This is a genomic window from Actinomycetospora endophytica (genome assembly GCF_021026375.1).
In the GTDB taxonomy this organism is placed as follows: domain Bacteria; phylum Actinomycetota; class Actinomycetes; order Mycobacteriales; family Pseudonocardiaceae; genus Actinomycetospora; species Actinomycetospora endophytica.
On record NZ_JAJNDB010000001.1, the window covers coordinates 755,773 to 779,782 of the forward strand.

The following is a 24,010-nucleotide window of genomic DNA, read 5'->3' on the forward strand; positions in this document are numbered from 1 at the left end:
TCGGTTCAGACGACAGCGGTCTCCCCCCAGATGTCCTCGAGGTAGCGCCCGCCCGACCGCAGACCCGCGAACCACGCCTCGGCATCGGCCTCGCTCGCGAGCGTCCGGGCCCGGAACACCGAGGCCAGCGCGGCGCGGACCCCGGGCGCCATGGTGGCGGCGTTCCCGCAGACGTAGACGACGGCGTCGTGCTGCAGCAGCTCCCAGACGGCGTCGGCCTCGGCCTCCAGCACGTGCTGCACGTAGCGGTTCGGGTAGCCCGGCACCCGCGAGCACGCGGTGAGCAGCCGGGCGACCCCCTCCTTCTCGTAGCCGGCGAGCTCGTCGGCGTAGAGCAGGTCGTCCTCCGGGTCCCGGCACCCGAGCACCAGCAGCGACTCCGCGATCGGCACCCCGCGCGCGACCAGCGCCTCGCGCTCCTGGCAGAACCCCCGGAACGGCGCCATCCCGGTGCCCGCCCCCACCATGATCATGGGCCGGTGGGGGTTCTCCGGGGGCCGGAACGCGATCGTGGGCTCGCGGACCAGCGCGAACACCGTCCCGCCCTCGGGCACCGCGGCCAGGTGGGTCGAGCAGGTGCCGTGGTAGCGGCCCTCGCCGCGGCGGGCGGGCTCGTCGAGCACCCCGACGGTCAGCGACGCGTCGGCCGACGCCGAGGGCGCCGACGAGATCGAGTAGTACCGCGGGCGCAGCGCGGGCAGCAGGTCGAGGAACTCGGCGAAGTCCAGCGTGGCGTCGGGATGGGCCTCGCAGAGCTCCAGGAACGTGCGCCGCGGCACGGCGATCCGCTCCCGGTAGCGGGCGCGGGCGTCGTCGTCGGTGCCCGCCAGCGCGGCCAGCTCGTCGCGGGCGGCACCGGCCGGCATCGACGCGGCGAGCGCGGTCAGCTGCGGGCGGGTCGCCACGTCCTGCAGCTCCACGCAGCCGCCCAGGATCGCGAGCAGCGGGTAGGGCTCGCCGGTGGGCAGGTGCGTGGGGGCGCCGCCGGTCGCACGGAGCGTCACGTACTGGCCCGCGTCGAGCCGGAAGCGCGCGATGACCCGGTTCAGCAGGGACACGTCGTTGCGCGGCAGCACGCCCAGGTGGTCGCCGGTCTGGTAGGTCGTCCCCGCGGGGAGCGCGATCTCCAGGTGGCGCACCGAACGTCCGCCCGGGGTCCCCGCCTTCGCGGTGAGCTCCCGGTTCGCGACGACGGTCGCGGGCACTGCCCGGAACGACCGCACGACGGGGCTGGCGGTGCGCATGTTCTGGACGGCCTCGATCGTGAGCCGGGGTCCGCCCGCACCGGCCGCGGCGTCCGCGGCGGACACCCCGCAGGCGGTACCCAGGTCGTCCCAGAGCCCGTCGTACCAGGACTGGAACTGGGCGTCGAAGTCGCCGCGGGCGTCGCCCTCACCCCGCGGGTGCACGCGCGTGGCCCCCGCTTCCTCGAGCCGGGCGTCGAGCATCGTCGGGATCGCCTGGTAGGTCGACGCCCAGTCCCGGTTGCCGCATCCGAACACCGTGTAGCGGACCCCGGACGCGTCCGCCTTCGGCCCCCGGATCCAGTCGCAGAACGCCACCGCGTTGTCGGTCGGCATGCCGTTGTAGGAGGCGGACACGACGACGACGGCGCCCTCGGTGGGCAGGTCCGCGCGGGACGGGGACGCCTCGCCCATCCGCACCGACCCGACGCGGTCGTCGAGCGCGGCGACCGTCGTCGCCCAGCCGCGGTCGGTCCCGTCGCGCGCGATCCGGGTGGCGATGTCCTCGGCGGACCCGAGGTTCGACCCGAACAGCACGAGCAGCGGCGTCCCGTGCCGGTTCCCGACGACGGGGGTCGGTTCCGGTTGTGAGGAAGGGTTCATCCTGACGTCCTGTGTCAGCGACGGACCATCGCTGACGGCGGGCGAGGCGCTCCTCGTCCGCCCGGCCCGCTCCTTCACCTGGATCGTCAGGCCGTCCGGCTTGAGGGTCAGGCTCTCCTTGATCTTCAGCTGGTAGTTGGCGTGGTCGATCAGCTCGAAACGCTGCAGCACCATCGCCAGCACCAGGATCGCCTCCTGCAGCGCGAACTGGCGCCCGATGCAGGCCCGGACCCCGGAACCGAAGGGCTTGTAGGCGTTGGCGGGTCGCCCCTCGCGGGCCTCGACCGCGAAGTGGTCGGGGTTGAACTCCCAGGCGTCGGCACCCCAGACGTCGGTGTTGCGGTGCAGCACGATCGAGGCCGCGACGATCGGGGTCCCGGCGCGGAACTCGTAGCCGCCGACCGTGGTGTCCTCGAGCGGCTGGCGGCTGAACGCCGGCGCGGTCGGCCACAGCCGCAGCGTCTCCTCGAGGATCTGCGTGGTGTAGGTCGGCTTCCCGATCTGCGCCGCCGTCGGCGCCACCCCCAGGTCGGTGCCCAGGACCTCGTCCACCTCGGCCTGCGCCCGCGCCACGACCTCGGGTGCCTTGAGCAGGTAGGAGATCGCGAACGAGAGCAGCCCGCTCGTCGTCTCGTGTCCGGCGACGAGGAAGGTGATGCACTGCGAGACGATGTTCTCGTCGGGCAGGACCTTCCCGTCCTTGTCCTTCCCGACGAGCATGTGGCCCAGCAGGTCCTCGCCGGGATCCCCCGAGGCGCGGCGCTCGTCCAGGATCATCTGGACGGTGTCCTGCATGTAGCGCATGTCCGCCTCGAGCTTGCGCTGCGCGCGCCGACGGATCTTCACGACGGCGGGTGGGATGCGCTGTCGCGCCTGGCTCTCGCTCAGCCCGCCCATCATCGCGGCGACGAAGGGGTGCTGGGTGTCCCGGTAGAACGAGTTGAAGCGGTACCCGAACCCGCAGAGCGCGATCGTGTCGAGGGTCAGCCGGGTCATGTCGCCGGTGACGTCGACCGCCTCGCCCGGGTTCAGCCGCTCCCACTTGAGCAGCAGCTGGTCGGCGATGTCGACCATCAACGGCACGTAGGCGCGGATCGACCGCTGCGAGAACGCGGGCAGCAGGATGTCGTGGGCGCTCTTCCACAGCGGGTCGTCGGAGTCGGCGGTGAACAGTCCCGCCGACGCCTGGGTCTTGCGCAGCTCGCGCTGCCCCGCCCCGACGTACTTGACGAACCGGGTGTCGTCGCAGAGGTCGTCGATCATGTCGAGACCGAAGGCGATGTAGCGGGGCCCGTCGGCGGCGTGCAGCACGAACATCGGGCCGTACTGCTTCGACAGCTCGAGCAGCCGCTGCATCATCCGGCCCGACGGCATGTCGAGCAGGTTCCCGATGACGGGGTACGGCTTGGGCCCGGGGATCGGACGAGCGCCCTCGGGACGGTCGGGGACGGTCACGACGGCTCCTTGGAGTGCTCGACGGCGGGAGTGGGGACCGGGCTCGCGGGCTCCGGGTCGGGGGTGTGGCGGAGCAGCAGGGCGACGCCGACGAGCAACACCCAGAGGGGCAGCACGAGCAGGGCGGCGGGGTTGTTGGTCACGCTGATCAGCAGGAACGCCCCGAGCAGCCACCCGACGACGGCCTCGGGCAGGCTCAGGACGCGGCCGTTGCGCAGCAGCGTCGTCGTCGTGAGGACGAACATCCCGGCGCCGCGGACGGCGAAGACGAACACCAGGCCGTAGCCCACGGCCGTCAGCGCGCGGGCGGTGTCCGGGTCGATGGATCCGGGGCCGCCCCGGGCGACCGAGAACGCCACCGCGCCGATGGCGGCCGTCCCGGCGAACAGCATCGTCACGAAGACCGTGCCGGCCAGCAGGTTCAGCCCGTGGGCCATGCCCGACGGCCGCGGCGTGAGCGTGTCGAGCATCGAACGGAGAGCGACCATGTGCCAGAGGAACGCGATCCCGGCGAGCGGCACGAGGTAGAGCCCGATCGCGGTGAGCAGCGTGTCGCCGCCGTGGGCGTAGAAGGCGGTGAAGGTGCCGTCCGGGTCGTCGAGGTGCGGGGACCGGCGCAGCATCACCAGCGCGGCGACGAAGAGGGCGACGAAGACGAACCCGGAGTACGCGGCGATCCGCGCCGGCCCCTTCACCGCGGGCTCCCGGGGAGGTCCTGCCGGACCTGCGGCGAGGGCTGGAGGTCCTCGAGGACCCGCAGCAGTTCGAGCGTCCCGGAGAACGGATGCTCGCGCCCGGCCTCCGTGGCGGCCGTGCCCTCGAGGCGACCGTCCCGGGACCGGACCAGATCGAGCATGACCCGCATGGCCGAGCCCACCTCTCCGCACCGTCACTCCTGTGACGTCGAGCGTGGGTGCGGGCCGGGTACCGCGTCCCCGGTCGGCCCTTCCAGTCGGGCTTCCAGTCGACCGGCGGTGACCGGCGTGCTGCGCAGCGTCGGGGGCTCGGCGCTCGCGTCCCCCCTGCCCCTTTCCGTTGATCAACAGCACACCAGGCAGCCGCGAGCGCTCCAGAACCTGCGCCCAGTGCCCCTCGTCGTCGGGACCGGCCGGGCCGCACCGGACGTCAGCGCGCGGGGACCGCCATCCGATCCCGCAGCTGCGCCCGGGAGGTGACGCCGAGCTTCGCGTAGACGTTCGACAGGTGGTACGCGACGGTGCGCGGCGACACGAAGAGCTCCCGCGCGACCTCCCGGTTCGTCAGCCCCCGCACGACGAGCGCGACCACCGCATCCTCGTGCGGGGTCAGGCCGAGGGCGTCCTCCTCCGGCGACGGCGTGAGCCCCGCGGCGTGCAGCAGCTCCTCGCACGGCGCCAGGAACGGGATCGCGCCGAGCGCGGCCAGCCGGTCGCGGGCCGAGCGCAGCAGGTCGACCCCGGTGCGCCGCTCGCCCGCGGTCACGAGGTGGCGGCCGAGCTCGGTCTCGAGCCGCGCGAGTGCCAGCGGCGCGGCCACGGCCACCCGCCCGGCCTCGAAGGCCGCCCGCGCCCCGGCCGCGTCCCCCGCGGCCTCGGCGAGCAGCCCGCGCAGGCGGGCGGCGTCGATCGAGGCGTGGCCCGGCGGCCGGTCGGCGAGCCGCACGTCCAGCGCGCCGAGCGACTCGGAGGCCGCCGCGAACCGCGCCAGCCGCAGCAGCGCCTCGACGTGCAGCACCCGCGGGGCGAGGGCGCCGACCGCGTCGGCGATGGCGAGCACGTCGGGGTGCAGCACCGGCGCGAGCGCGCGCAGCATGCCCGCCGCGTCGTCGTCCACCAGCGCCGTCAGCGCACCGGCCGCCGCCGTCACGATCGTCGAGCCCCACCAGGCGGAGTCGGCGTCCGCGATGACGGTGAGGTGCGCGCGGGCCCGGTCCTGATGGCCGCGCAGCGCGTGCATCTGGGCGGCGTACCCGCGCACCATCAGCTCCGCGAACCCCCGGCCGGCGTCCCGCGCGGAGGCGACGGCGAGCTCGACCGCCTCGAGCCCGTCCACCTCACCCGTCCGGTCCCGGACCATCGCGAGGTAGCCGGCGGCGACCGTCGCGGTCCGCACGGGCTGCCCGGCCCGCGCCAGCCGCAGCGCCTCGCCGAGGCACCGGGCCGCCTCGCCGTCGTCGTCGGCCGCGGCGGCGAGCACCCCGCGCACGACGAGGGTGTCGGCGTGCAGCGGGGTACGTGCCTCCGGTGGCCCGCCGGCGAGCTCGAGCACGGCGCGGGCGTCGTCGCCGCGACCCAGCGCGACGAGCCCGAGGATCAGGGCGAAGCCCGCGGGCTGGCGCACCAGCGGTCCGTTGTCCGGGTCGGCGAAACAGGCGCCCGCGAGCTCGACCGCCTGCGCGGGCCGGCCGTCGAGCACCGCGAGCAGGGCGAGGTCGGCGGTGGCGATCGCGCGGGGTCCCGGGTCGTTGCCCTGCGCGGCGGCGTCGAGCAGCGGTCGGGCGAGGGCCGGGCGGCCACGCAGCAGGGCGAGCCGGCCGAGGAGACCGTCGCGGACCGGCCCGGGCCGCGCGGCCGTGAGCTCGTCCTCCAGCGCCCCGGCGCGACCCGTCTCCCCCGCGGCGAGCAGCACCTCGGCGGCCCGGAACACCAGGCGGTCGTGGTCGTCGAGATCGACCGCGACGCCGGCGGCGGCGCGCAGCAGGTCGGCGACGTCGAGGGCCGTGGCGCCGGCCGGGACGTCGACGGCGAGGCGTTCCAGGTCCCCGGCCAGCTCGGCGTCGGGTCCCACGGCCGCGGCGATCCGGTGGGTGAGGGCCGCCCGGCCGGTCGCCAGCGAGGCGGCTGCCCGGTGCAGCGCGCGGCGCCGCGCCGGCGACTGGTCCCCGTAGACGGCCGCGCGCAGCAGCGGGTGGACGAACCCGATGGCCCCGACCGGCCGGTTCCCCCGCTCGGCGAGCAGGCCGACCCGGACGCCCTCGTCGAGCGCCGCCACCGGGTCGTCCACCGGGTCCGCCCCGGCCGTCCCCGCGACGGCGGCCGCGTCGGCGAGCGAGCACGCCTCGCCGAGCACCGAGGCCGCCACGACGAGGGCCTGACCCGCGGCGCTCGCGCGGGAGAGCCGGACGAGCACGACGGCGGCGAGGGAGCGGGGCGCGGGCAGCACGTCGGTGGTCGTCGCCGCGAGCGCCTCGGGATCGAGCTCCTCCAGCAGCGTCCGGGCGTGCAGCGGATGGCCGTGGGTGCGGGCCCAGAGCCGACCGGCCGCGCCGGTCGAGCCCAGGGGACGCCCGAGCGCGGCGGCCAGTTCGGAGAGCTCGGCCGGGGCGAGACCCGTCAGCGGTAGCCGGCGCGCCCCGGGCGTCGCGTCGAGCAGGCGCACCCAGCGGGGGTCGACGGCGGGCTCGCCGTCGAGCAGTCCGGGGTCGGGGGTCCGGGCCCCGAGCAGCACGACGACGTGGTCGTGGCGCAGCCGCCGCAGGACGAAGACCAGGGTGCGCACGGACAGGTCGTCGGCCCACTGGACGTCGTCGACGACGACCAGCAGCGGCTCGTCCCCGCCCACCGCGCCCAGGGCGGCGAGCAGCTCCGCGCCCACCACCATCGGGTCCGCGCCCGGCGCCCGGTCGGGTCCGGCGAGCGGGTGCTCCGCCAGCAGGTCGGCGGGCAGCGCGGCCGCGAGCTGGTCGACGATCCCGTAGGGCAGCGCCGCCTCGGCCTCGTCGCCGGTGGCGTTGATCAGGGTGGTGCCGTCCGCTCGCCCGATCGCGCTCGCGAGCAGCGCCGACTTGCCCATCCCCGCGGCACCGGCGATCCACACGATGCCCGGCTCACCCCGACGGGCGGCGGCGACGGCCTCGTCGACGGCCTCCAGCTCGGCGCGCCGGCCGACGAACGGTCGCCGCGGTGGCGCTCCCTCGTGTCCGTCCACCCCGAAAGCGGACAACGTGCCCCGGGGGCGTGTCCAGCACCACCCCGATCGGTACCCGGTCGGTCACCCGCAGGTCAGAACGGATGCCCGCAACCGGACATCACTCCCACTCGATGGTGCCCGGCGGCTTGCTGGTCACGTCGAGCACGACGCGGTTGATCTCGGCGCACTCGTTGGTGATCCGGGTGGAGATGCGCTCGAGGGTCTCGTACGGGACGCGGGTCCAGTCGGCGGTCATGGCGTCCTCGCTCGACACCGGCCGCAGCACCACCGGGTGGCCGTACGTGCGCCCGTCGCCCTGCACGCCGACCGAGCGCACGTCGGCGAGCAGCACCACCGGGCACTGCCAGATGGTGCGGTCCAGCCCGGCGGCCGAGAGCTCCTCGCGGGCGATGGCGTCGGCGCGACGCAGGGTCGCGAGCCGGTCCGCGTCGACCGCGCCGATGATGCGGATCGCGAGCCCCGGGCCCGGGAAGGGCTGCCGCGCGACGATCGTCTCGGGCAGGCCGAGCTCGGTCCCGACGGCGCGGACCTCGTCCTTGAACAGCGAGCGCAGCGGCTCGACCAGGGCGAACTGGAGGTCGTCGGGCAGCCCGCCGACGTTGTGGTGGGACTTGATGTTCGCCGCGCCGGAGCCGCCGCCGGACTCCACGACGTCGGGATAGAGCGTCCCCTGCACCAGGAAGTCGACCCCGGCGCCCTCGGCCAGATCGCGCGCCGCGCCCTCGAACGAGCGGATGAACTCCCGCCCGATGATCTTGCGCTTCTCCTCCGGGTCCACGACATCGGCCAGCTCGCGCAGGAAGACCTCCGCGGCGTCGACCGTCACGAGGTCGACCCCGGTGGCCGCGACGAAGTCCCGCTCCACCTGGCCGCGCTCCCCCTCGCGCAGCAGCCCGTGGTCGACGAACACACAGGTCAGCCGGTCCCCGATCGCCTGCTGGACGAGTGCCGCGGCGACGGCCGAGTCGACCCCGCCGGACAGCCCGCAGATCGCGCGGCCGGTGGGCCCGATCTGCGCGCGGATCGCGTCGACGGTCTCGGCGACGATGTTCGCGGGCGTCCAGTCGGCGGTGATGCCCGCGACGTCGCGCAGGAACCGCTCGAGCACCAGCTGGCCGTGCGGCGAGTGCCCGACCTCCGGGTGGTACTGCACCCCGGCCAGCCGCCGCTCGACGCACTCGAACGCGGCGACGGGGGCCCCGGGCGACGAGGCCGTCGTCGTGAACCCCTCCGGCGCGACCGTGACGCCGTCGCCGTGGCTCATCCACACCGGGTGTTCACCGGGCAGGTCGCCGTGCAGCCGGCCGGGGTCGGTGACGTGCAGGTCGGTGCGGCCGTACTCGCGGTCGCCGGTGTGCGCGACGGTGCCGCCGAGCGCCGAGGCCATGAGCTGGAACCCGTAGCAGATGCCGAACACCGGGACGCCGGCCTCGAACAGCGCGGGATCGATGCTCGGGGCGCCCTCGGCGTAGACGGACGCGGGGCCGCCGGAGAGCACGATCGCGGCCGGGTCGCGTCCGAGCATGTCGTCCACCGACATCGTGTGCGGCACGACCTCGGAGTACACGGCCGCCTCGCGGACCCGACGGGCGATGAGCTGGGCGTACTGGGCGCCGTAGTCGACGACGAGGACGGGGTGCTCGCCACTGCTGGTCACGGTCCCCATTTTGCGCTACGCGCACGTGCGTGTGTTTCCGTGCCCCAACACGGAAACACACGCACATGCGCGGAGCGCGAACGATGAGTTCCGTACGCGGCGCGGGTCCCATGACCATGAGCACCGTGACCACCGGCATCTGGCCCGCGATCCGCGTCGAGCGCGCCTCCCTCGTCGCCGACCTGTCCGATCTGACTCCCGAGCAGTGGGCGACGCACTCGCTGTGCACCGACTGGACGATCGAGGAGACGGTCGCGCACCTGTCCGCCGCCGCGAGCGTCGGACGCCTGCGCTGGTTCCGCTCGGCGATCGGGGCGCGGTTCGACTTCGCCCTGCACAACCGCCGCCGGCTCGACGAGCAGCTCGGGGCGACGCCGGCGGAGACCCTGGCGATCCTGCGTTCGAAGATCGACTCGACGGTGCGGCCGATGGGGGACGAACGCGCGTGGCTCGGCGAGGTCGTCGTGCACGGCGCGGACATCCGCCGCCCGCTGGGCCTTCCCCCGACGACGCCGCTGTCCGCCTCGACCGCCGTCGCCGAGTTCTACGCCTCCCGTGACTTCGCGGTGCCGAGCCGCACGACGGCGGCCGGGCTGCGGCTGGTCGCCGACGACGGGCCCTTCACGGCGGGTTCCGACGACGACCCGCTCGTCACCGGCCCGACCCTCGCGCTGGTCCTGGCGATGGCCGGCCGGGCGGCGTTCTGCGACGAGCTCTCCGGGCCGGGAGTGGCGACGCTGCGGGACCGGTGCTCAGCCCAGTAGGTCCCGCACCGCGGCCCGTGCCGACGCGACATCCCGCGACGACACCGCCGCCCGGGCCGCCCGCTGTGCCGTCGCCACATCCACCGACGCCACCCGCGCCGCCACCGCGGGCAGCGCCGAGGCGGCCGCCGACAACGACGTCACCCCGAGCCCGACGAGCACCACCGCCAGCGCCGGGTCCGCGGCCGCCTCGCCGCACACCCCGACCGGGGTCCCGGTGATCGCAGCCGCCCGGCACAGCTGGTCGAGCAGGCGGAGCACGGCGGGCTGCCACGGGTCGTTGAACCCCGCGAGCGGCCCGGACTGGCGGTCGGCGGCGAAGACGTACTGCGTGAGGTCGTTGGTGCCCACCGAGACGAAGTCGACCTCGGCCAGCAGCTCCGGGGCGTTCAGCACCGCCGCGGGCACCTCGATCATGACCCCCACCTGCTCCGCGCCGGCCGCCCGCGCCCGGGCCACGAAGCGCGCGGCCTCGTCGGCCGTCGAGATCATCGGGGCCATCACCTTGAGCTCGACGCCCGCGTCCGCGGCGCCCCCGACGACGGCGGCGAGCTGCCGGTCGAGCACCCCGGCCCGGTCGGCGGACCCGATGGTCGAGCTCCGCTCCGCCGCGTCTCCGGCGGCCTCGTCGAACAGCCGCTGCCCGCGCACCCCGAGCGCGGGGTTCACCTCGGGCGCGACGGCGAGGAACGGCACCGGCTTGTCGGCCCCGGCGTCGAGCGTCCGCACCGTGACCGGCGTCCCGCGCAGCGGCGCCATCGTGGCGGCGTAGCCGGCGCGCTGGTCGGCCTCGGTGGGCTCGGTCGCCGCGGACAGGAAGGTCAGCTCGGTCCGCAGCAGGCCGACGCCCTCGGCGCCCACCTCGGCGGCACGCCGGGCGTCCTTCGCGTCCGCGATGTTGGCGACGATCGCGATGCGGCGCCCGTCGCGCGTCGTCACCGGGCCCTCGACGACGGACGGCCCGGCCGCCGCCGTGTCCGCGCCGACCGCGGTCCCGGCCGGCACCTCGACGACCTCGCCCGCGACCCCGTCGACCCGCACCAGGACCCCCTCGGCGAGGGTCTCGGCGCCGGGACACCCGACGACGGCGGGGACTCCCAGCGAGCGGGCGAGGATCGCGGTGTGGCTGGTCGGGCCGCCCTCGACGGTGACCAGCGCGAGGGCCTTCGTCGGGTCGAGCGTGGCGGTGTCGGCCGGGGCGAGATCACGGGCGACGAGGACCGACGGCCGGTCCAGCGCCGGGACGCCCGGAGCGGGCACGCCGAGCAGCTCGGCGACGATCCGGTCGCGGATGTCGGCGACATCGCCCGCGCGCTCGGCCAGGTAGCCCCCGGCCGCCTGCAGCGCGGCGACGAACCGAGCCGCCGACTCGTGCACCGCGCGCGGGGCGGGGGTGCCGTGGTCCCGCACGAGCTCCGCGGCGGACTCCAGCAGCGCCGGGTCCTCGGCCATCATCGCGGTCGCGTAGAGGACGTCGGAGACCTCCTTGGCCAGGCCCGGGGTGCCCGCGGTGTCCATCATCCGGGTCGACACGGCGGCGCCCGCCGGGGCGATGCGCGCCGCCTCGGTCTCCCGACGGTCCTCGGGGACCGACGGGCCCGCGGGCGGCTCTCCCAACGGCTCGGGCACCCGCACGACCGGCCCCACGGCCGCGCCGGCGCTCGCCGGGGTACCGGGCAGCACGACCCGCGTCTCGGTGCTCGTCATGGAACCGCTCCCGTCCTCCGGTGTCAGCGAGGAGAACGTACGACGGCAACCCGTTGACAGTCCACAGGTAATCCCACAAACTTCCAACCAGAACAACACAGGTCGAGCGCAGAACGGAGGTGATCGGGCATGTACGCCGCAGAGCGCCACCAGGTCCTGGTCCGCCGGGCGCGGGAGCTCGGACGCCTGGAGGTCACGCAGGTCGCCGCCGAGCTCGGCGTCACCACCGAGACCATCCGGCGCGACCTCACCGCCCTCGAGCGCCAGGGCCTGCTGCACCGGGTGCACGGTGGCGCCATCGCGACCGACCGCCTCGAGATCGAGCCCGCCGTCGGCGTCCGCGAGATCACGCACCCGGACGAGAAGGACCGCATCGCCAAGGCTGCGGTGTCCGAGCTCGGCTCCGCCACGACGATCCTGCTCGACGCGGGCACGACGACGTCGCGGGTCGCGACGCTGCTGCCCGACGACGTCGAGCTCACCGTCGTCACCAACTCGCTGCCGATCGCGACGGCGCTGCTCTCCCGTTCGCGGGTCACGGTGCACCTGATCGGCGGCCGGGTCCGCGGCGCGACGATGTCGGCGGTCGACCGCTGGGCGCTGAAGACCCTCGAGAGCGTCAACTGCGACGTGGCGGTGCTGGGCACCAACGGCTTCTCCGTGGCGCGCGGGCTGACGACGCCGGACGTCGCCGAGTCCGCCGTCAAGGGCGCCATGGTCGCCGCCGCCGCGCGGCGCATCGTCGTCGCCGACTCCAGCAAGTACGGCACGGACGCGTTCTCCCGCTTCGCCACCCTCGCCGACGTCGAGACCCTCGTGACCGACGGCGCCCTGCTCGAGACGCACCCGGAGGCCGCGGACGAGCTGCGCGCCGCCGGACCGGAACTGGTGATCGCCTGATGAGCGGCATGATCGTCACGGTCACCCCGAACCCCAGCCTCGACCGCACCGTGGAGATCCCCGAGCTGGTCCCCGGCGCCGTCCTGCGGGCCACCGCGCACCGCGTGGACCCGGGCGGCAAGGGCGTCAACGTCTCGCGCGTCCTCGCCCGGTTCGGCCGCCCGACCCTGGCGATCATGCCCGGAGGCGCGGGCGAACTGGCCACCCTGCTCCGGCGCGCCGGGGTCCAGCCGGTGTCGACCCCGGCCGACGGCACCACCCGGGTCAACACCGCGCTCGTCGAGCCCGGCGGGGTCACGACGAAGGTCAACGAGCCCGGCGTGGCGCTGACCGCGGCGCAGGTCGACACCCTCGTCGACACCGTCCGGGTCCACGCCGCGCCGGCCGACTGGGTCGTGACGGCGGGCAGCGTCCCGCTCGGCGCCCCCGCCGACCTGCACGGCCGCATCGTCACCGCCGCGCGGACCGCGGGCGCCCGGGTCGCGGTCGACACGTCCGGGGACGCCCTGCGCGCCGCCGTCGCGGCCGGCCCGGACCTGGTCAAGCCGAACGTCGCCGAGCTCGCCGAGCTGGTCGGCCACCCGCTCCCCCGCCTCGCCGACGTCCTCGGCGCGGCCCGGGAGCTGGTCGCGGGCGGGATCGGCACCGTGCTGGTGAGCATGGGCGCGTCCGGCGCGCTCGTCGTGGACGCCGACGACGCGTGGCACACCGGCAGCGCGACCGCACCGCCGGTCCGCAGCACCGTCGGCGCGGGCGACTCCGCCCTCGCCGGCTACCTGATCGCGATGACCGAGGCCGGCGACGTCAAGCCGGCCGACGCCCTCGTCCACGCGGTGGCCTGCGGCGCCGCCGCCGTCGGCCTGCCCGGCACCGCGGTGCCCGGGCCCACCGACGTCGACCCCACCCACGTCCGTCCGGCCTCCGCCCCGGACTCCACCCTCGACCTCACCGGAGAGGCAGCATGAGCGCACTGATCACGGAAGACCTCGTCGACCTGGAGCTGCCCGCCGGTGGCCGGCGCGAGGTCGTGCGATCACTCGCCGAGCGGCTGGTGCAGGCCGGGCGCGTCACCGACCTGGAGCAGTTCCTCGCCGACGTCGAGGCCCGCGAGGCGCAGATGCCGACGGGGCTCGACGGCGGCATCGGCATCCCGCACTGCCGCTCCGCCGCCGTCACCGAACCGACCCTGGGCTTCGGCCGCAGCAGCGGTGGCGTCGACTTCGGCGCGGACGACGGGAACCCGGCCGACCTGGTCTTCCTCATCGCGGCTCCGTCCGGCGGCGGCGACGACCACATGACCGTGCTGGCCGCGCTCGCCCGCCGCCTGGTCCGGAAGTCCTTCACCGGCGAGCTCCGTTCCACGACCGACCCGGCCGCCGCCGCCGACTTCATCGCGAAGGAGGTCTCGGCATGAGGATCGTCGCCGTGACCGCGTGCCCCACGGGCATCGCCCACACCTACATGGCCGCCGAGGCCCTCGAGGCCGCCGCCGAGGAGGCCGGGCACACCATCACCGTCGAGACCCAGGGCTCGGCCGGCTCGACCCCGCTGACCGCCGAACAGCTCGCCGAGGCCGACGTCGCGATCTTCGCGGCCGACGTCGAGGTCCGCGACAAGGAGCGGTTCGCCCACCTGCCGCAGGTCTCGGTCGGCGTCAAGAAGGCCATCAGCGGCGGGGACCTGCTCGTCGCGCAGGCCGAGGAGGCGGCGACGAACCACGTGCCCGCATCCGTCGATGCGCCGGCCGCGGTCCCGGCCGGGGCGAAGGCCCCCGCCGGCCCCGGTGCCGCGTCGAAGGTCCGCGCCTGGCTGATGACCGGCGTCAGCCACGTCATCCCGTTCGTCGCCGCGGGCGGGCTGCTCATGGCCATCGGCTTCGCGCTGGCCGGCTACCAGATCAACCTGCCCGACGACACGCCGCTCTACGAGACGCTGCTGTCCAACGGCTTCGACGCCGGCTCGGTCACCGCCTGGGGCGCCCTGGCGTTCGGCATCGGCTCGGCGGCGTTCAACTTCCTCGTCCCGGTGCTCGCCGGCTACATCGCCTACGCGATGGCGGACCGGCCGGCGCTGGTGCCCGGCTTCGTCGGCGGCGCGATCGCGGTGACCACGCACGCCGGGTTCCTCGGCGGCCTCGTCGCGGGCTTCGTCGCCGGCGGGCTGGTCATGTGGATCAAGACGTGGCGGGTGCCCCGGGCGCTCGCCGGGATCATGCCGGTGCTCGTCATCCCGCTGCTCTCGACGGCCGCCGTCGGGCTGCTGATGTACGTGATCGTCGGCCGGCCGATCGCCGCGATCACCGAGGGCCTGACGGGGTGGCTGAACGGCCTCTCCGGCACCAACGCCGTGCTCCTCGGCCTGCTGCTCGGCCTGATGATGTGCTTCGACATGGGCGGCCCCGTGAACAAGGCGGCCTACACGTTCGCGGTCGCGGGCCTCTCGACCGGCTCGGGCGGCGCGCTGACGATCATGGCCGCCGTGATGGCCGCCGGCATGGTGCCGCCGCTGGCGATGGCGCTGGCCACCGTCGTGCGGAAGTCGCTGTTCTCCGAGGTCGAGCGGGAGAACGGCCGCGCCGCGTGGCTGCTCGGCGCGTCATTCATCTCCGAGGGCGCCATCCCGTTCGCCGCCGCCGACCCGATCCGCGTCATCCCCTCGATCATGGTCGGGGGCGCGGTCACCGGGGCGCTGTCGATGACCTTCGCCGCGACCCTGCGCGCCCCGCACGGCGGCATCTTCGTGGTGCCGCTGATGGGCGACCCGCTGGGCTTCCTGGTGGCGGTCGTCGCCGGGACGCTCGTGGCGACGGCGCTGGTCGTCGCGCTCAAGACCTTCGCCCGCCGTCGTCCGGCCGCTGCGGTCGACACGGGGGACACCACCACCTCGTCCGTCCGCGAGACCGCCGGAGCGACCGCATGAGCACCACGCACAGCCCTCAGGAAGGCACCATGATCGAGCGCACCGTCGTCGTCGCGACCCAGATCGGGCTGCACGCCCGGCCCGCCGCGGTGTTCTGCAAGGCCGCCGCGGCCCAGCCGGCCACCGTCACGCTGGCCACCGCGGAGGGCGACTCCGCCGACGCCCGCAGCATGCTCTCGGTGCTCGGGCTCGGCGTGCGGGGCGGTCAGCAGGTCACGCTCTCCGCCGACCCGGAGGCCACCGGCGCCCAGGCCTCGGTCGACGCCCTGGCCGAGCTGCTGGCGTCCGATCTGGACGCCTAGACCCCGGTTCTGAGCGAGGGGCCCCTTCGGTCGAATAGATCGAGCGAAGGGGCCCTTCGCTCATGTCCGGGCCGGGCGGCGGCGTTCCGGCGAAGGGCGCCCCTGGCCCATCTACTCGAGCGAAGGTGCCCTTCGCTCAGAACGGCGGCGGGGCGGCGGGGCGGCGGCCGGAACGACGGGAGGCCGGAATGGTCAGCGGCGGACCGACAGCCCGACCCGCTGGAACTCCTTGAGGTCGGAGTAGCCGGTCTTCGCCATCGCCCGGCGCAGCGCCCCGAACAGGTTCACGGTGCCGTCCGCGCGGGGCGCCGGGCCGCGCAGCACCGCCGCGAGGTCCGTCCCGTGCTGCGGAACCGGCACGACGGCGGAGCGGGGCAGGTTGGGGTGCGCGGCGGCGGAGGTCCAGTACCAGCCGCCGCCGGGGGCCTCGTCGGCGCCGGCGAGCTGCTCGCCGAGCATCACCGCGTCCGCGCCGCAGGCGATCGCCTTGGCCATGTCGCCCGAGGTCGCCATCCCGCCGTCGGCGATGACGTGGACGTAGCGCCCGCCGGTCTCGTCGAGGTAGTCCCGCCGGGCGGCCGCCGCGTCGACGAGCGCCGTCGCCATCGGCACCCCGATCCCCAGCACCGCGTCGGTGGAGGTCGAGGCCGCCTGCCCGTAGCCGACGATCACCCCGGCCGCGCCCGTGCGCATGAGGTGCATGGCCGTGCGGTAGTCCCCGACCCCGCCCGCGACGACGGGGACGTCGAGCGACTCGATGAAGTCCTCGAGGTCGAGCGGCTCCTCGCCCTCGTCGTCGCCGACGTGCTCGGCCGAGATGATCGTCCCCTGCACGACGAGGATCTCGACGCCGGCCGACAGCAGCGTCGGGGTGAACTCCCGCGCGTGCTGCGGGCTGACCCGCGCCGCCAGCGTCACCCCCGCGCCGCGCACCCGCTCGAGCGCCTCGGTGAGCAGGTCGGTCCGGACCGGGGAGGCGTGGAGGCGCTGCAGGTCGCCGAGCGCGCCCGCCGGGTCCTCCGCCGCCCGCTGGGCGACCTCGGCCAGGGCCTTCTCCGGCTCCGCGTGCCGCGCCCAGAGGCCCTCGGCGTTGAGCACGCCGAGACCCCCGAGCTCGCCCACCCGCACCGCCGTGGACGGCGAGACGACCGCGTCGGTCGGGTGGGTCAGCAGCGGCAGGTCGAAGCGGTAGGCGTCGAGCTGCCAGGCCGTCGAGACCGCCGACGACGACCGCGTGCGTCGCGACGGGACGATGTCGAGATCGTCGAAGGTGTAGCTGCGGTGGGCGCTGCGGCCCCGGCCGATCTCGACCTGCTCGCGCATGGTGCCCTTTCCGGCTCCGGTCAGCGCCCGCCGTAGTTCGGGGCGACCGCCGTCATCGTCACGTGGTGGGGGTGGCTCTCGGCGAGGCCCGCCGCGGTGATCCGCACCATGTGCGCGGACTGCAGCTCGGCCGTCGACCGGGAACCGGTGTACCCCATGGCCGCCCGCAGGCCGCCGACCAGCTGGTGGGTGACCTGCGCGAGCGGGCCCCGGAAGGGTACGCGTCCCTCGACGCCCTCGGGGACGAGCTTGTCGTCGGAGAGCACGTCGTCCTGGAAATAGCGGTCCTTGGAGTACGAGCCCTGCTGCCCGCGCGTCTGCATGGCGCCCAGCGAGCCCATCCCCCGGTAGGTCTTGAACTGCTTGCCGTCGACGAGCACCAGCTCGCCCGGCGTCTCGGCGGTGCCCGCGAGCAGCGACCCCAGCATGACCGTCGACGCGCCCGCCGCGATCGCCTTCGCGATGTCGCCGGACGACTGCAGGCCGCCGTCGCCGATCACCGGGACCCCCGCGGGGGCCGCGGCGGAGACGGCCTCGGCGATCGCGGTGATCTGGGGGACGCCGACCCCGGCGATGATCCGCGTGGTGCAGATCGAGCCGGGCCCGACGCCGACCTTGATCCCGTCGGCGCCCGCGTCGACGAGGGCCTGGGCCCCCGCCCGCGTGGCGACGTTGCCCCCGACGACGTCGACCCGCTCGCCCAGCTCCTGCTTGAGCTTGGCGACCATCGCGGTCACCGCGCGGGAGTGGCCGTGCGCGGTGTCGACGACGAGCACGTCCACCCCGGCGTCGACGAGCGACATCGCCCGGGTCCAGGCGTCGTCGCCGACGCCGACCGCGGCGCCGCAGAGCAGCCGGCCGTCCGGGTCCTTGGTCGCCATCGGGTACTGCTCGGTCTTGACGAAGTCCTTGACCGTGATGAGCCCGCGCAGCACGCCGGCGCCGTCCACGAGGGGGAGCTTCTCGACCTTGCGGCGGCGCAGCAGTCCCAGCGCCGCCTCCGCGGTGACGCCGACCTGCGCGGTGACCAGGTCCGAGGAGGTCATCACCTCGCGCACCTTGCGGCTGTGGTCGACCTCGAACCGCATGTCGCGATTCGTGATGATGCCCACCAAACGGCCCTCGGTGTCGGTGACCGGGAGCCCCGAGATGCGGAAGCGGGCGCAGAGGGCGTCGACGTCGGCGAGGGTGTCGTCGGGCGAGCACGTCACCGGATCGGTGACCATGCCGGCCTCGGACCGCTTGACGACCTCCGCCTGCGCCGCCTGCTGCTCCGCGGGGAGGTTGCGGTGCAGCACTCCCATGCCGCCGTGGCGGGCCATCGCGATGGCCATCCGGGCCTCGGTGACGGTGTCCATCGCCGAGCTGACCAGCGGAATCCGCAACGAGACGTTCTTCGACAGACGGGCCGACGTGTCGGCCTCGGACGGCACGACATCCGATTCGGCGGGCAACAGCAGGACGTCGTCGAACGTCAGGCCGAGCAGCCCGAACTTCTCCGGTACGCCGGGGTCCGTCAGCACCATGCCCCGATGCTAGCCGTGCCGACGGGGTGATCCCCGTCGCAGCCGGACCGGCGGTGTCGATCTCCGCAAGTCGGAGTACTCGGGCACCCGCCGGGTCGGGGGTCCGCAACCGGTAGGTTCGGGGGCGTGCCGTACGAAGCCCTGCCGCCGGACCCGTTCGCGGGTGACCCGTCGGACCCCTCCCGGATGCTCGATGCGCTGCACGACGTCGCGGCACCGGAGGATCTGCCGCTCGACGACGAGGAGCGCGACGAGGTCGTCGCCGACCTCGGAGATCTCGCGGTGTTCCAGGCCCTGCTCGCCCCGCGGGGCATCCGGGGCGTCGTCGTGGACTGCGAGGACTGTGAGGAGCAGCACTTCCACGACTGGGACCTGCTCCGCGCGAGCCTGCAGCAGCTGCTCGAGGAGGGCCAGATGCGCCCGCACGAGCCCCCGTTCGACCCGGACCCGGCCTCCTACGTGACGTGGGAGTACTGCCGCGGCTTCGCGGACGCCACGCTCGCCGAGCAGTAACCCCGCTCGGACAGCCCACACGAACGACGACGGGCCCGGCTCCCCCGGAGGGGGAACCGGGCCCGTCGTTCGTGGTGCCTAGTTCGAGGGTGACGGCGGCGGCGGCACCGTCGTCGTGGTGGTCGTCGACGCGTCCGGGGCGCTCTTCGGGCTCGGCCCGTCGGGCTCGGTGCCCTTCGTCGTCGTGTCGCCCGTCGTCGGGCTCGACTTGTCGGAACTCGAGCCCGACTCGGCCGGCGCCTGCGGCTTCGGCTTCGACGGCCGGCCCGACTCGCCGCTGCCGCTCGACTGCGACGAGCTCTGGCTCCCGCTCGGGGTCGTCGAGGACGACGACGGGTCGGACGGGGCCTGCGGCTCGAGCGACTTGAGGGCCTCCTGGCGCCGCTGCTGCAGCGCGGGCTGGTCCTCGGGCTGGGCGGCCTGTATCTGGCCCGCCGCGCTCTGGAGCAGCGACTGCGCCTGCGCGGGGTTGCCGTCGCGGATGGCGGTGTTGGCCTGATCGATCGTCGTGCGGGCCTCCTGGGCCTTCGCGACGTTGTCCGCGTGCTCCGAGAAGAGCACCTTCGTCAGCCCGAACATCGCGTCGCCCGGCTGCGCGGAGTGCACCGCCACCGTGAGGCCCGAGAGCGCCACGGCGATCGCGGCGGCGGCCACCGCGAACGGCATCCGCCTGCGGGCGCGACTGGCCCGGCGATCTCGCGCGGCGTGCCCGGCCTCGACCGCCTCGGACGCCTCGTCGAGGCCCACCAGCTCCGGCATGGGATCGGCCTCGATGTCGGCCTTCCACGCGGCGAGGATGGCGGCCAGGTGGTCGTCGTCCTGCCCCGGACGCCCGAAGACGTCTCCGCTCGCACCGACACCGCCGGAGACCGCCCCGCCGGCGATGGCATCGAGCAGGGCGTCGTCGGCGCGCACCGCGGCGAGGTCCACCGGGCCGTCGACGAGATCGTCACCAGCACCGAAAGCGCGGTGACCACCCACCTAACTCACCTCTTCCGAGATCGCGGACACGGCGGTCCGCAGCTTCGACAGTGCGCGGTGCTGTGCCACCCGTACCGCTCCGGGTGTGGATTCGACCGCTTCCGCGGTCTCCTCCGCCGAGAGCCCAACGACGACACGCAGCACCAGGATTTCCCGCTGTTTGGGTGGCAGCGTGTCGAGCAGTTGACCCATCTGGACGGACAACGCACCGTTCATCGCGCGCTGCTCCGGCCCGTCGTGCGGGTCGAGCTCCTCGGGCAGCTCGGAGACGGGTTCGGAACGATTCCGCGCCACCGAGCGATGGGCGTCGACCACCTTGTGCGCCGCGATCCCGTAGACGAAGGCGAGGAACGGACGGCCCTGATCGCGGTAGCCGGGCAGTGCGGTCAGCACGGCGAGGCACACCTCCTGGGCCACGTCGTCGGCCGAGACCGACGACCGTTCCTGCCGGCCGATCCTCGCGCGGCAGTAGCGCACGACGAGCGGACGGATGATCGCGAGGACACGATTGAGAGACGAGCGGTCGCCGTCGTTGGCGGCGGCCACCAGCCTCTCGAGGTCGTTCCCTGACTCGGTCATCGCTCCCCGTGGCCCCGGCGTTACGCGCGGAGGTGTGACGCGTAGGTCCACCTCTGGTCGTGGCGCCACCGCGGACGGTGGCCCGGAGGGGTCACCGTACCGCTCAGGCGGATGGCTCGCGCCCTGTCCGCCAGATGGGTTCGCTCGATCCGGCACACGCCAGCGGTCCGCGGCCCGGTGGACGGCACGCGGTGTTCCGATCGCCGGAGTGGGCAGATCGTCCGGGGGAGGGTTGTCCCCCGGACGGGCACGGGTGGGGTCGTGGACCCCGTACGGCGGGGTCGCCCCGGCGGTGGACGGCCGCGAGACGCGGAGCGGCTGCACACGCACCGGACGAGGCCGGGCGGTCAGGAGACCAGACCGCGGCGGAAGCCGTGAGCCACGGCCTGCGCCCGGTCGCGCACACCCAGCTTGCGGAACAGCCGCCGGGCGTGGGTCTTGACGGTGTCCTCCGACAGGTAGAGCTCCCGGCCGATCTGGCCGTTGCTCTTGCCCTGCGCCATGCCCCGGAGCACCTGCAGCTCACGCTCGGTGAGCTGGACACCCGAGTCGGAGGGCGTGCGCGGCGCGGGCACGGACGTGCTGGCGAGGGTGTGGGCGAGCGCGGCCACCAGCTCGGGCCGGGACGCGTCCCAGCGCAGGTAGCCCCGGGCCCCGCCGGCGATCGCGGCCGCGATGCTGCCGGAGTCGTCGGGCGCGCCGAAGACGATGACGTTGGCCTGCGGGTGCGCGGCGACGAGCCGGCGGGTCGCCTCGACCCCGGTCGGCACGGCGCGCTGGGTCCCCACGAGGACGACGTCGACGCTCTGGCGGGAGAAACGGGTGAGCAGTTCGTCGCCGTGGGCGACGCAGTCGATGCGGTGGACTCCCGGGACGGCCGACATCACGCGGGTCAGTCCCTCACGCACACTGCGGCGGTCGTCGCAGATCAGGACCGTCGTCACGGAAGCTCCTCCCTGCAGCGTTCCTGCAGACGGTTGGCGGGCACTACTGGACATCGGCGCGACTCCCGGAGACCTTGAGTCCGATCCGTGGTTTTCCCGTGCCGGATCCGCGACTCGCGCCATGCCTGCTCCCTCGTCCCGTGTCCCGGGGCGACCACCCGGCGGTCTCGCTGCGACGGTCACGACCGGTCCCCCTTCCTCGACAACGGCTCCGGGGCCGACCGGTCACGCCCGACCCAACACCTGAGAACCCTTTTTCCGCCACCCACACGGAGCACCGGCCACGCAGTGCTTCGGGCATGATCACGGATGGTGGTCGTTTCGGCAAGTCCCGTCACCGTCCGAAATCGGTGTTCCCCTGTGAGTACCGATGATGTCCCGCGTCCGGACGACCGACCGGTCAGCTCCCCCACCCAGGGGGACGGCTCACATCCATACGTCTTGTACCGCCGACCACGCCGGTCATAGGGTCGGCTCACGGTCGCCCTCCGCGCGGCCGCGGGCACGGACGGTGATTGACGCCGACGGGCCCGAGTACGTGGTGGGAATCGCGTCGGGGATCCACGATGGCGGTCCCCGCGGCCCACCACCGTCAGGACGAGGAGGTGGTCGAGATGGCCGACGTCCGTCGACTCCCCGGCCCCAACGCCGATGTCTGGGACTGGCAGCTCCACGCGGCGTGCCGCGGTATGGACAGCGCGTTCTTCTTCCACCCCGACGGCGAGCGGGGCCCGGCCCGGGCCAGCCGTGAGCGCCGAGCGAAGGCAGTCTGCGAGAGCTGCCCCGTCATGGAGCCGTGCCGCAGGCACGCTCTCGCGGCCGGCGAGCCCTACGGCATCTGGGGCGGGCTCTCGGAGTCGGAGCGCACCGGCTCCCGGTCCCGGCACCGCGGGATCGTCGTGGGCTGAGGACCGCGACGACACAGCGAAAGGGCCCGGCCGGGGAACCGGCCGGGCCCTTCGTGTGCGTCGAGCAGGGATCAGTGCCCGTGGCCGTGCCCGTGACCGTGGCCACCGGCAGCCGCGGCGGGCTCCTCCTCCTCGGGCTTGTCCACGACCGCGCTCTCGGTGGTGAGCACCATGCGCGCGATCGAGACCGCGTTCTCCAGCGCCGAGCGCGTGACCTTCACCGGGTCGATGATCCCGGCGGCCATGAGGTCGCCGTACTTCTCGCTCGCGGCGTCGTAGCCGACACCCCAGCCGCCGTCGGCGACCTTGGCGGCCACGACGGAGCCCTCGAGCCCGGCGTTCGTGGCGATGGCCTTGAGCGGCGCGGAGAGCGCCCGGCGGACCAGCGCGACGCCGGTGGCCTCGTCGCCGGTGCGGCCGAGGCCGTCGGCGAGCTCGGCCGAGGCGTGCAGCAGCGCCGCACCCCCGCCCGGCACGATGCCCTCCTCGACCGCGGCCCGGGTGGCGGCGACCGCGTCCTCGATGCGGTGCTTGCGCTCCTTGAGCTCGGTCTCGGTGGCCGCGCCGACCTGGACCACGGCGACGCCGCCGGAGAGCTTCGCGAGGCGCTCGGAGAGCTTCTCCTTGTCCCAGTCGGAGTCGGAGTCGGCGATCTCGCGGCGGATCTGGGTGACGCGGCCCTCGACGGCCGCCTTGTCCCCGCCGCCCTCGACCAGCGTGGTCGCGTCCTTGGTGACCACCGCGCGCCGGACGGTGCCCAGCACGTCGAGACCCGCCTCGGAGAGCTTGAGCCCGACCTCGGGGTTGATCACCGTGGCGCCGGTGGCCGCGGCGAGGTCGTCGAGGAACGCCTTGCGCCGGTCACCGAAGAACGGCGCCTTGACCGCGCAGATCTTCAGCGTCTTGCGGATGGCGTTGACGACGACCGTGGAGAGCGCCTCGCCCTCGAGGTCCTCGGCGATGACCAGCAGCGGCTTGCCGGACTCCACGACCTTCTCCAGCAGCGGCAGGAAGTCCTGGATCGAGCTGATCTTGTCGCGGTGCAGCAGGACGTGCGCGTCCTCGAGCACCGCCTCCATCGACTCGTTGTCGGTGGCGAAGTAGGGCGAGAGGTAGCCCTTGTCGAACTGGAGGCCCTCGGTGATCTCCAGCTCGGTGGCGAGCGTCGAGGACTCCTCGACGGTGATGACGCCGTCCTCGCCGACCTTCTCCATCGCCTCGCCGATGAGGTCGCCGATGGTCTGGTCCCGCGAGGCGACGGCGCCGACCGAGGCGATGCCCTTCTTGCCGTCGACCGGGGTGGCGTGCTCGCGGAGCACCGCGGTGATCTTCTCGGCCGCGGCGGCCATGCCGGCGCCGAGGGCGGTCGGGTTCGCACCGGCGGCGAGGTTGCGCAGCCCCTCGGAGACGAGGGCCTGGGCGAGCACGGTCGCCGTCGTGGTGCCGTCACCGGCGACGTCGTTGGTCTTGGTGGCGGCGGTCTTCGCCAGCTGCACGCCGAGGTTCTCGAAGGGGTCCTCGAGGTCGATCTCGCGGGCGATGGTGACGCCGTCGTTGGTGATCGTGGGACCACCGAAGCTCTTGCTGAGCACGACGTGACGCCCGCGCGGGCCGAGGGTCACCTTGACCGCCGCGGCCAGCTGGTCCACCCCGCGCTCGAGCGCGCGGCGGGCCGTCTCGTCGAACGTGATCTGCTTGGGCACTGCCCGTCCTTTCGTGGGTGACGGCCTGCGGAAACACCACCGCCCCGGTGTCCCCCGGCGATGCGGGGGTCAC

At 74.3% G+C, this 24,010-nt stretch carries 20 protein-coding genes; 8 read left to right on the forward strand and 12 right to left on the reverse strand.

All coding sequences use genetic code 11. The features are described from left to right. Positions 1 to 5 precede the first annotated feature (5 nt). From LQ327_RS03610 to guaA, 5 genes are all read right to left on the reverse strand, one after another. A complete protein-coding gene (locus tag LQ327_RS03610; protein ID WP_230730175.1) occupies positions 6 to 3,302 on the reverse strand; it encodes a bifunctional cytochrome P450/NADPH--P450 reductase in 3,297 nt (1,098 codons plus the stop codon). Continuing rightward, on the reverse strand, positions 3,299 to 3,997 hold the full coding sequence (locus LQ327_RS03615; RefSeq protein ID WP_230730177.1) for a hypothetical protein: 699 nt from the start codon (positions 3,995 to 3,997) through the stop codon (positions 3,299 to 3,301). Before LQ327_RS03615 ends, LQ327_RS03610 begins: the two co-directional genes overlap by 4 nt. Then, positions 3,994 to 4,167, reverse strand: a complete 174-nt coding sequence (locus LQ327_RS03620; protein ID WP_230730178.1) for a hypothetical protein — start codon at positions 4,165 to 4,167, stop codon at positions 3,994 to 3,996. Before LQ327_RS03620 ends, LQ327_RS03615 begins: the two co-directional genes overlap by 4 nt. Before the next feature lie 260 nt (positions 4,168 to 4,427). Beyond that, the gene (locus tag LQ327_RS03625) at positions 4,428 to 7,208 is read right to left on the reverse strand and encodes an ATP-binding protein (protein WP_230730179.1); all 2,781 of its coding nucleotides are present in this window, start codon (positions 7,206 to 7,208) and stop codon (positions 4,428 to 4,430) included. A gap of 100 nt (positions 7,209 to 7,308) precedes the next feature. Then, entirely contained in the window at positions 7,309 to 8,877 is a 1,569-nt protein-coding gene (guaA, locus tag LQ327_RS03630; RefSeq protein ID WP_230730183.1) for a glutamine-hydrolyzing GMP synthase, read from the reverse strand. Between the two features lie 107 nt (positions 8,878 to 8,984). On the opposite strand from guaA, the gene LQ327_RS03635 reads away from it, so the two are divergent. Next, the gene (locus tag LQ327_RS03635; RefSeq protein WP_269069128.1) at positions 8,985 to 9,632 is read left to right on the forward strand and encodes a maleylpyruvate isomerase family mycothiol-dependent enzyme; all 648 of its coding nucleotides are present in this window, start codon (positions 8,985 to 8,987) and stop codon (positions 9,630 to 9,632) included. On the opposite strand, the gene LQ327_RS03640 is transcribed toward LQ327_RS03635, so the two are convergent. After that, a complete protein-coding gene (locus LQ327_RS03640; protein WP_230730185.1) occupies positions 9,621 to 11,339 on the reverse strand; it encodes a putative PEP-binding protein in 1,719 nt (572 codons plus the stop codon). The genes LQ327_RS03635 and LQ327_RS03640 overlap by 12 nt on opposite strands. A 129-nt stretch (positions 11,340 to 11,468) precedes the next feature. On the opposite strand from LQ327_RS03640, the gene LQ327_RS03645 reads away from it, so the two are divergent. From LQ327_RS03645 to LQ327_RS03665, 5 genes are read left to right on the forward strand one after another with little or no spacing between them, the layout of a single operon-like run. Then, positions 11,469 to 12,239 (forward strand): DeoR/GlpR family DNA-binding transcription regulator, encoded by a 771-nt coding sequence (locus LQ327_RS03645; protein WP_230730186.1) that lies wholly within the window; start codon positions 11,469 to 11,471, stop codon positions 12,237 to 12,239. Between the two features lie 8 nt (positions 12,240 to 12,247). Then, complete coding sequence (locus LQ327_RS03650; RefSeq protein WP_372460640.1) at positions 12,248 to 13,204, forward strand: 1-phosphofructokinase family hexose kinase; 957 nt, start codon at positions 12,248 to 12,250, stop codon at positions 13,202 to 13,204. Then, positions 13,201 to 13,653 carry a PTS sugar transporter subunit IIA gene (locus tag LQ327_RS03655; protein ID WP_230730188.1) on the forward strand — a complete coding sequence of 151 codons (453 nt, stop codon included), beginning with the start codon at positions 13,201 to 13,203 and terminating at the stop codon, positions 13,651 to 13,653. Before LQ327_RS03650 ends, LQ327_RS03655 begins: the two co-directional genes overlap by 4 nt. Continuing rightward, positions 13,650 to 15,158, forward strand: coding sequence for a PTS fructose transporter subunit IIC (locus tag LQ327_RS03660; protein ID WP_230730189.1), 1,509 nt, complete (start codon positions 13,650 to 13,652; stop codon positions 15,156 to 15,158). The genes LQ327_RS03655 and LQ327_RS03660 overlap by 4 nt, the downstream gene beginning before the upstream one ends. A 29-nt stretch (positions 15,159 to 15,187) precedes the next feature. Beyond that, the gene (locus LQ327_RS03665) at positions 15,188 to 15,460 is read left to right on the forward strand and encodes an HPr family phosphocarrier protein (protein WP_230732964.1); all 273 of its coding nucleotides are present in this window, start codon (positions 15,188 to 15,190) and stop codon (positions 15,458 to 15,460) included. Between the two features lie 192 nt (positions 15,461 to 15,652). Here the strand turns inward: LQ327_RS03665 and LQ327_RS03670 are convergent, their stop codons facing one another. Then, the gene (locus tag LQ327_RS03670) at positions 15,653 to 16,783 is read right to left on the reverse strand and encodes a GuaB3 family IMP dehydrogenase-related protein (RefSeq protein WP_230730190.1); all 1,131 of its coding nucleotides are present in this window, start codon (positions 16,781 to 16,783) and stop codon (positions 15,653 to 15,655) included. 20 nt (positions 16,784 to 16,803) lie between these two features. Further along, positions 16,804 to 18,309 (reverse strand): IMP dehydrogenase, encoded by a 1,506-nt coding sequence (guaB, locus tag LQ327_RS03675; RefSeq protein ID WP_230730194.1) that lies wholly within the window; start codon positions 18,307 to 18,309, stop codon positions 16,804 to 16,806. Between the two features lie 126 nt (positions 18,310 to 18,435). On the opposite strand from guaB, the gene LQ327_RS03680 reads away from it, so the two are divergent. Next, positions 18,436 to 18,822 (forward strand): DUF5319 domain-containing protein, encoded by a 387-nt coding sequence (locus tag LQ327_RS03680; RefSeq protein WP_230730195.1) that lies wholly within the window; start codon positions 18,436 to 18,438, stop codon positions 18,820 to 18,822. 78 nt (positions 18,823 to 18,900) lie between these two features. Here LQ327_RS03680 and LQ327_RS03685 read toward each other — a convergent pair whose 3' ends face one another. From LQ327_RS03685 to LQ327_RS03695, 3 genes are all read right to left on the reverse strand, one after another. Continuing rightward, positions 18,901 to 19,803 carry an anti-sigma-D factor RsdA gene (locus LQ327_RS03685; RefSeq protein WP_230730196.1) on the reverse strand — a complete coding sequence of 301 codons (903 nt, stop codon included), beginning with the start codon at positions 19,801 to 19,803 and terminating at the stop codon, positions 18,901 to 18,903. Then, positions 19,804 to 20,382: a sigma-70 family RNA polymerase sigma factor gene (locus tag LQ327_RS03690; protein ID WP_230732966.1), complete on the reverse strand. Its 579-nt coding sequence runs from the start codon at positions 20,380 to 20,382 to the stop codon at positions 19,804 to 19,806. A gap of 347 nt (positions 20,383 to 20,729) precedes the next feature. Further along, entirely contained in the window at positions 20,730 to 21,326 is a 597-nt protein-coding gene (locus LQ327_RS03695) for a response regulator transcription factor (RefSeq protein WP_169186839.1), read from the reverse strand. 614 nt (positions 21,327 to 21,940) lie between these two features. Here LQ327_RS03695 and LQ327_RS03700 point away from each other — a divergent pair. After that, positions 21,941 to 22,234, forward strand: a complete 294-nt coding sequence (locus LQ327_RS03700) for a WhiB family transcriptional regulator (RefSeq protein ID WP_269069421.1) — start codon at positions 21,941 to 21,943, stop codon at positions 22,232 to 22,234. A 71-nt stretch (positions 22,235 to 22,305) separates the two neighbouring features. Here LQ327_RS03700 and groL read toward each other — a convergent pair whose 3' ends face one another. Continuing rightward, complete coding sequence (gene groL, locus LQ327_RS03705; RefSeq protein WP_230730197.1) at positions 22,306 to 23,937, reverse strand: chaperonin GroEL; 1,632 nt, start codon at positions 23,935 to 23,937, stop codon at positions 22,306 to 22,308. Positions 23,938 to 24,010 lie beyond the last annotated feature (73 nt).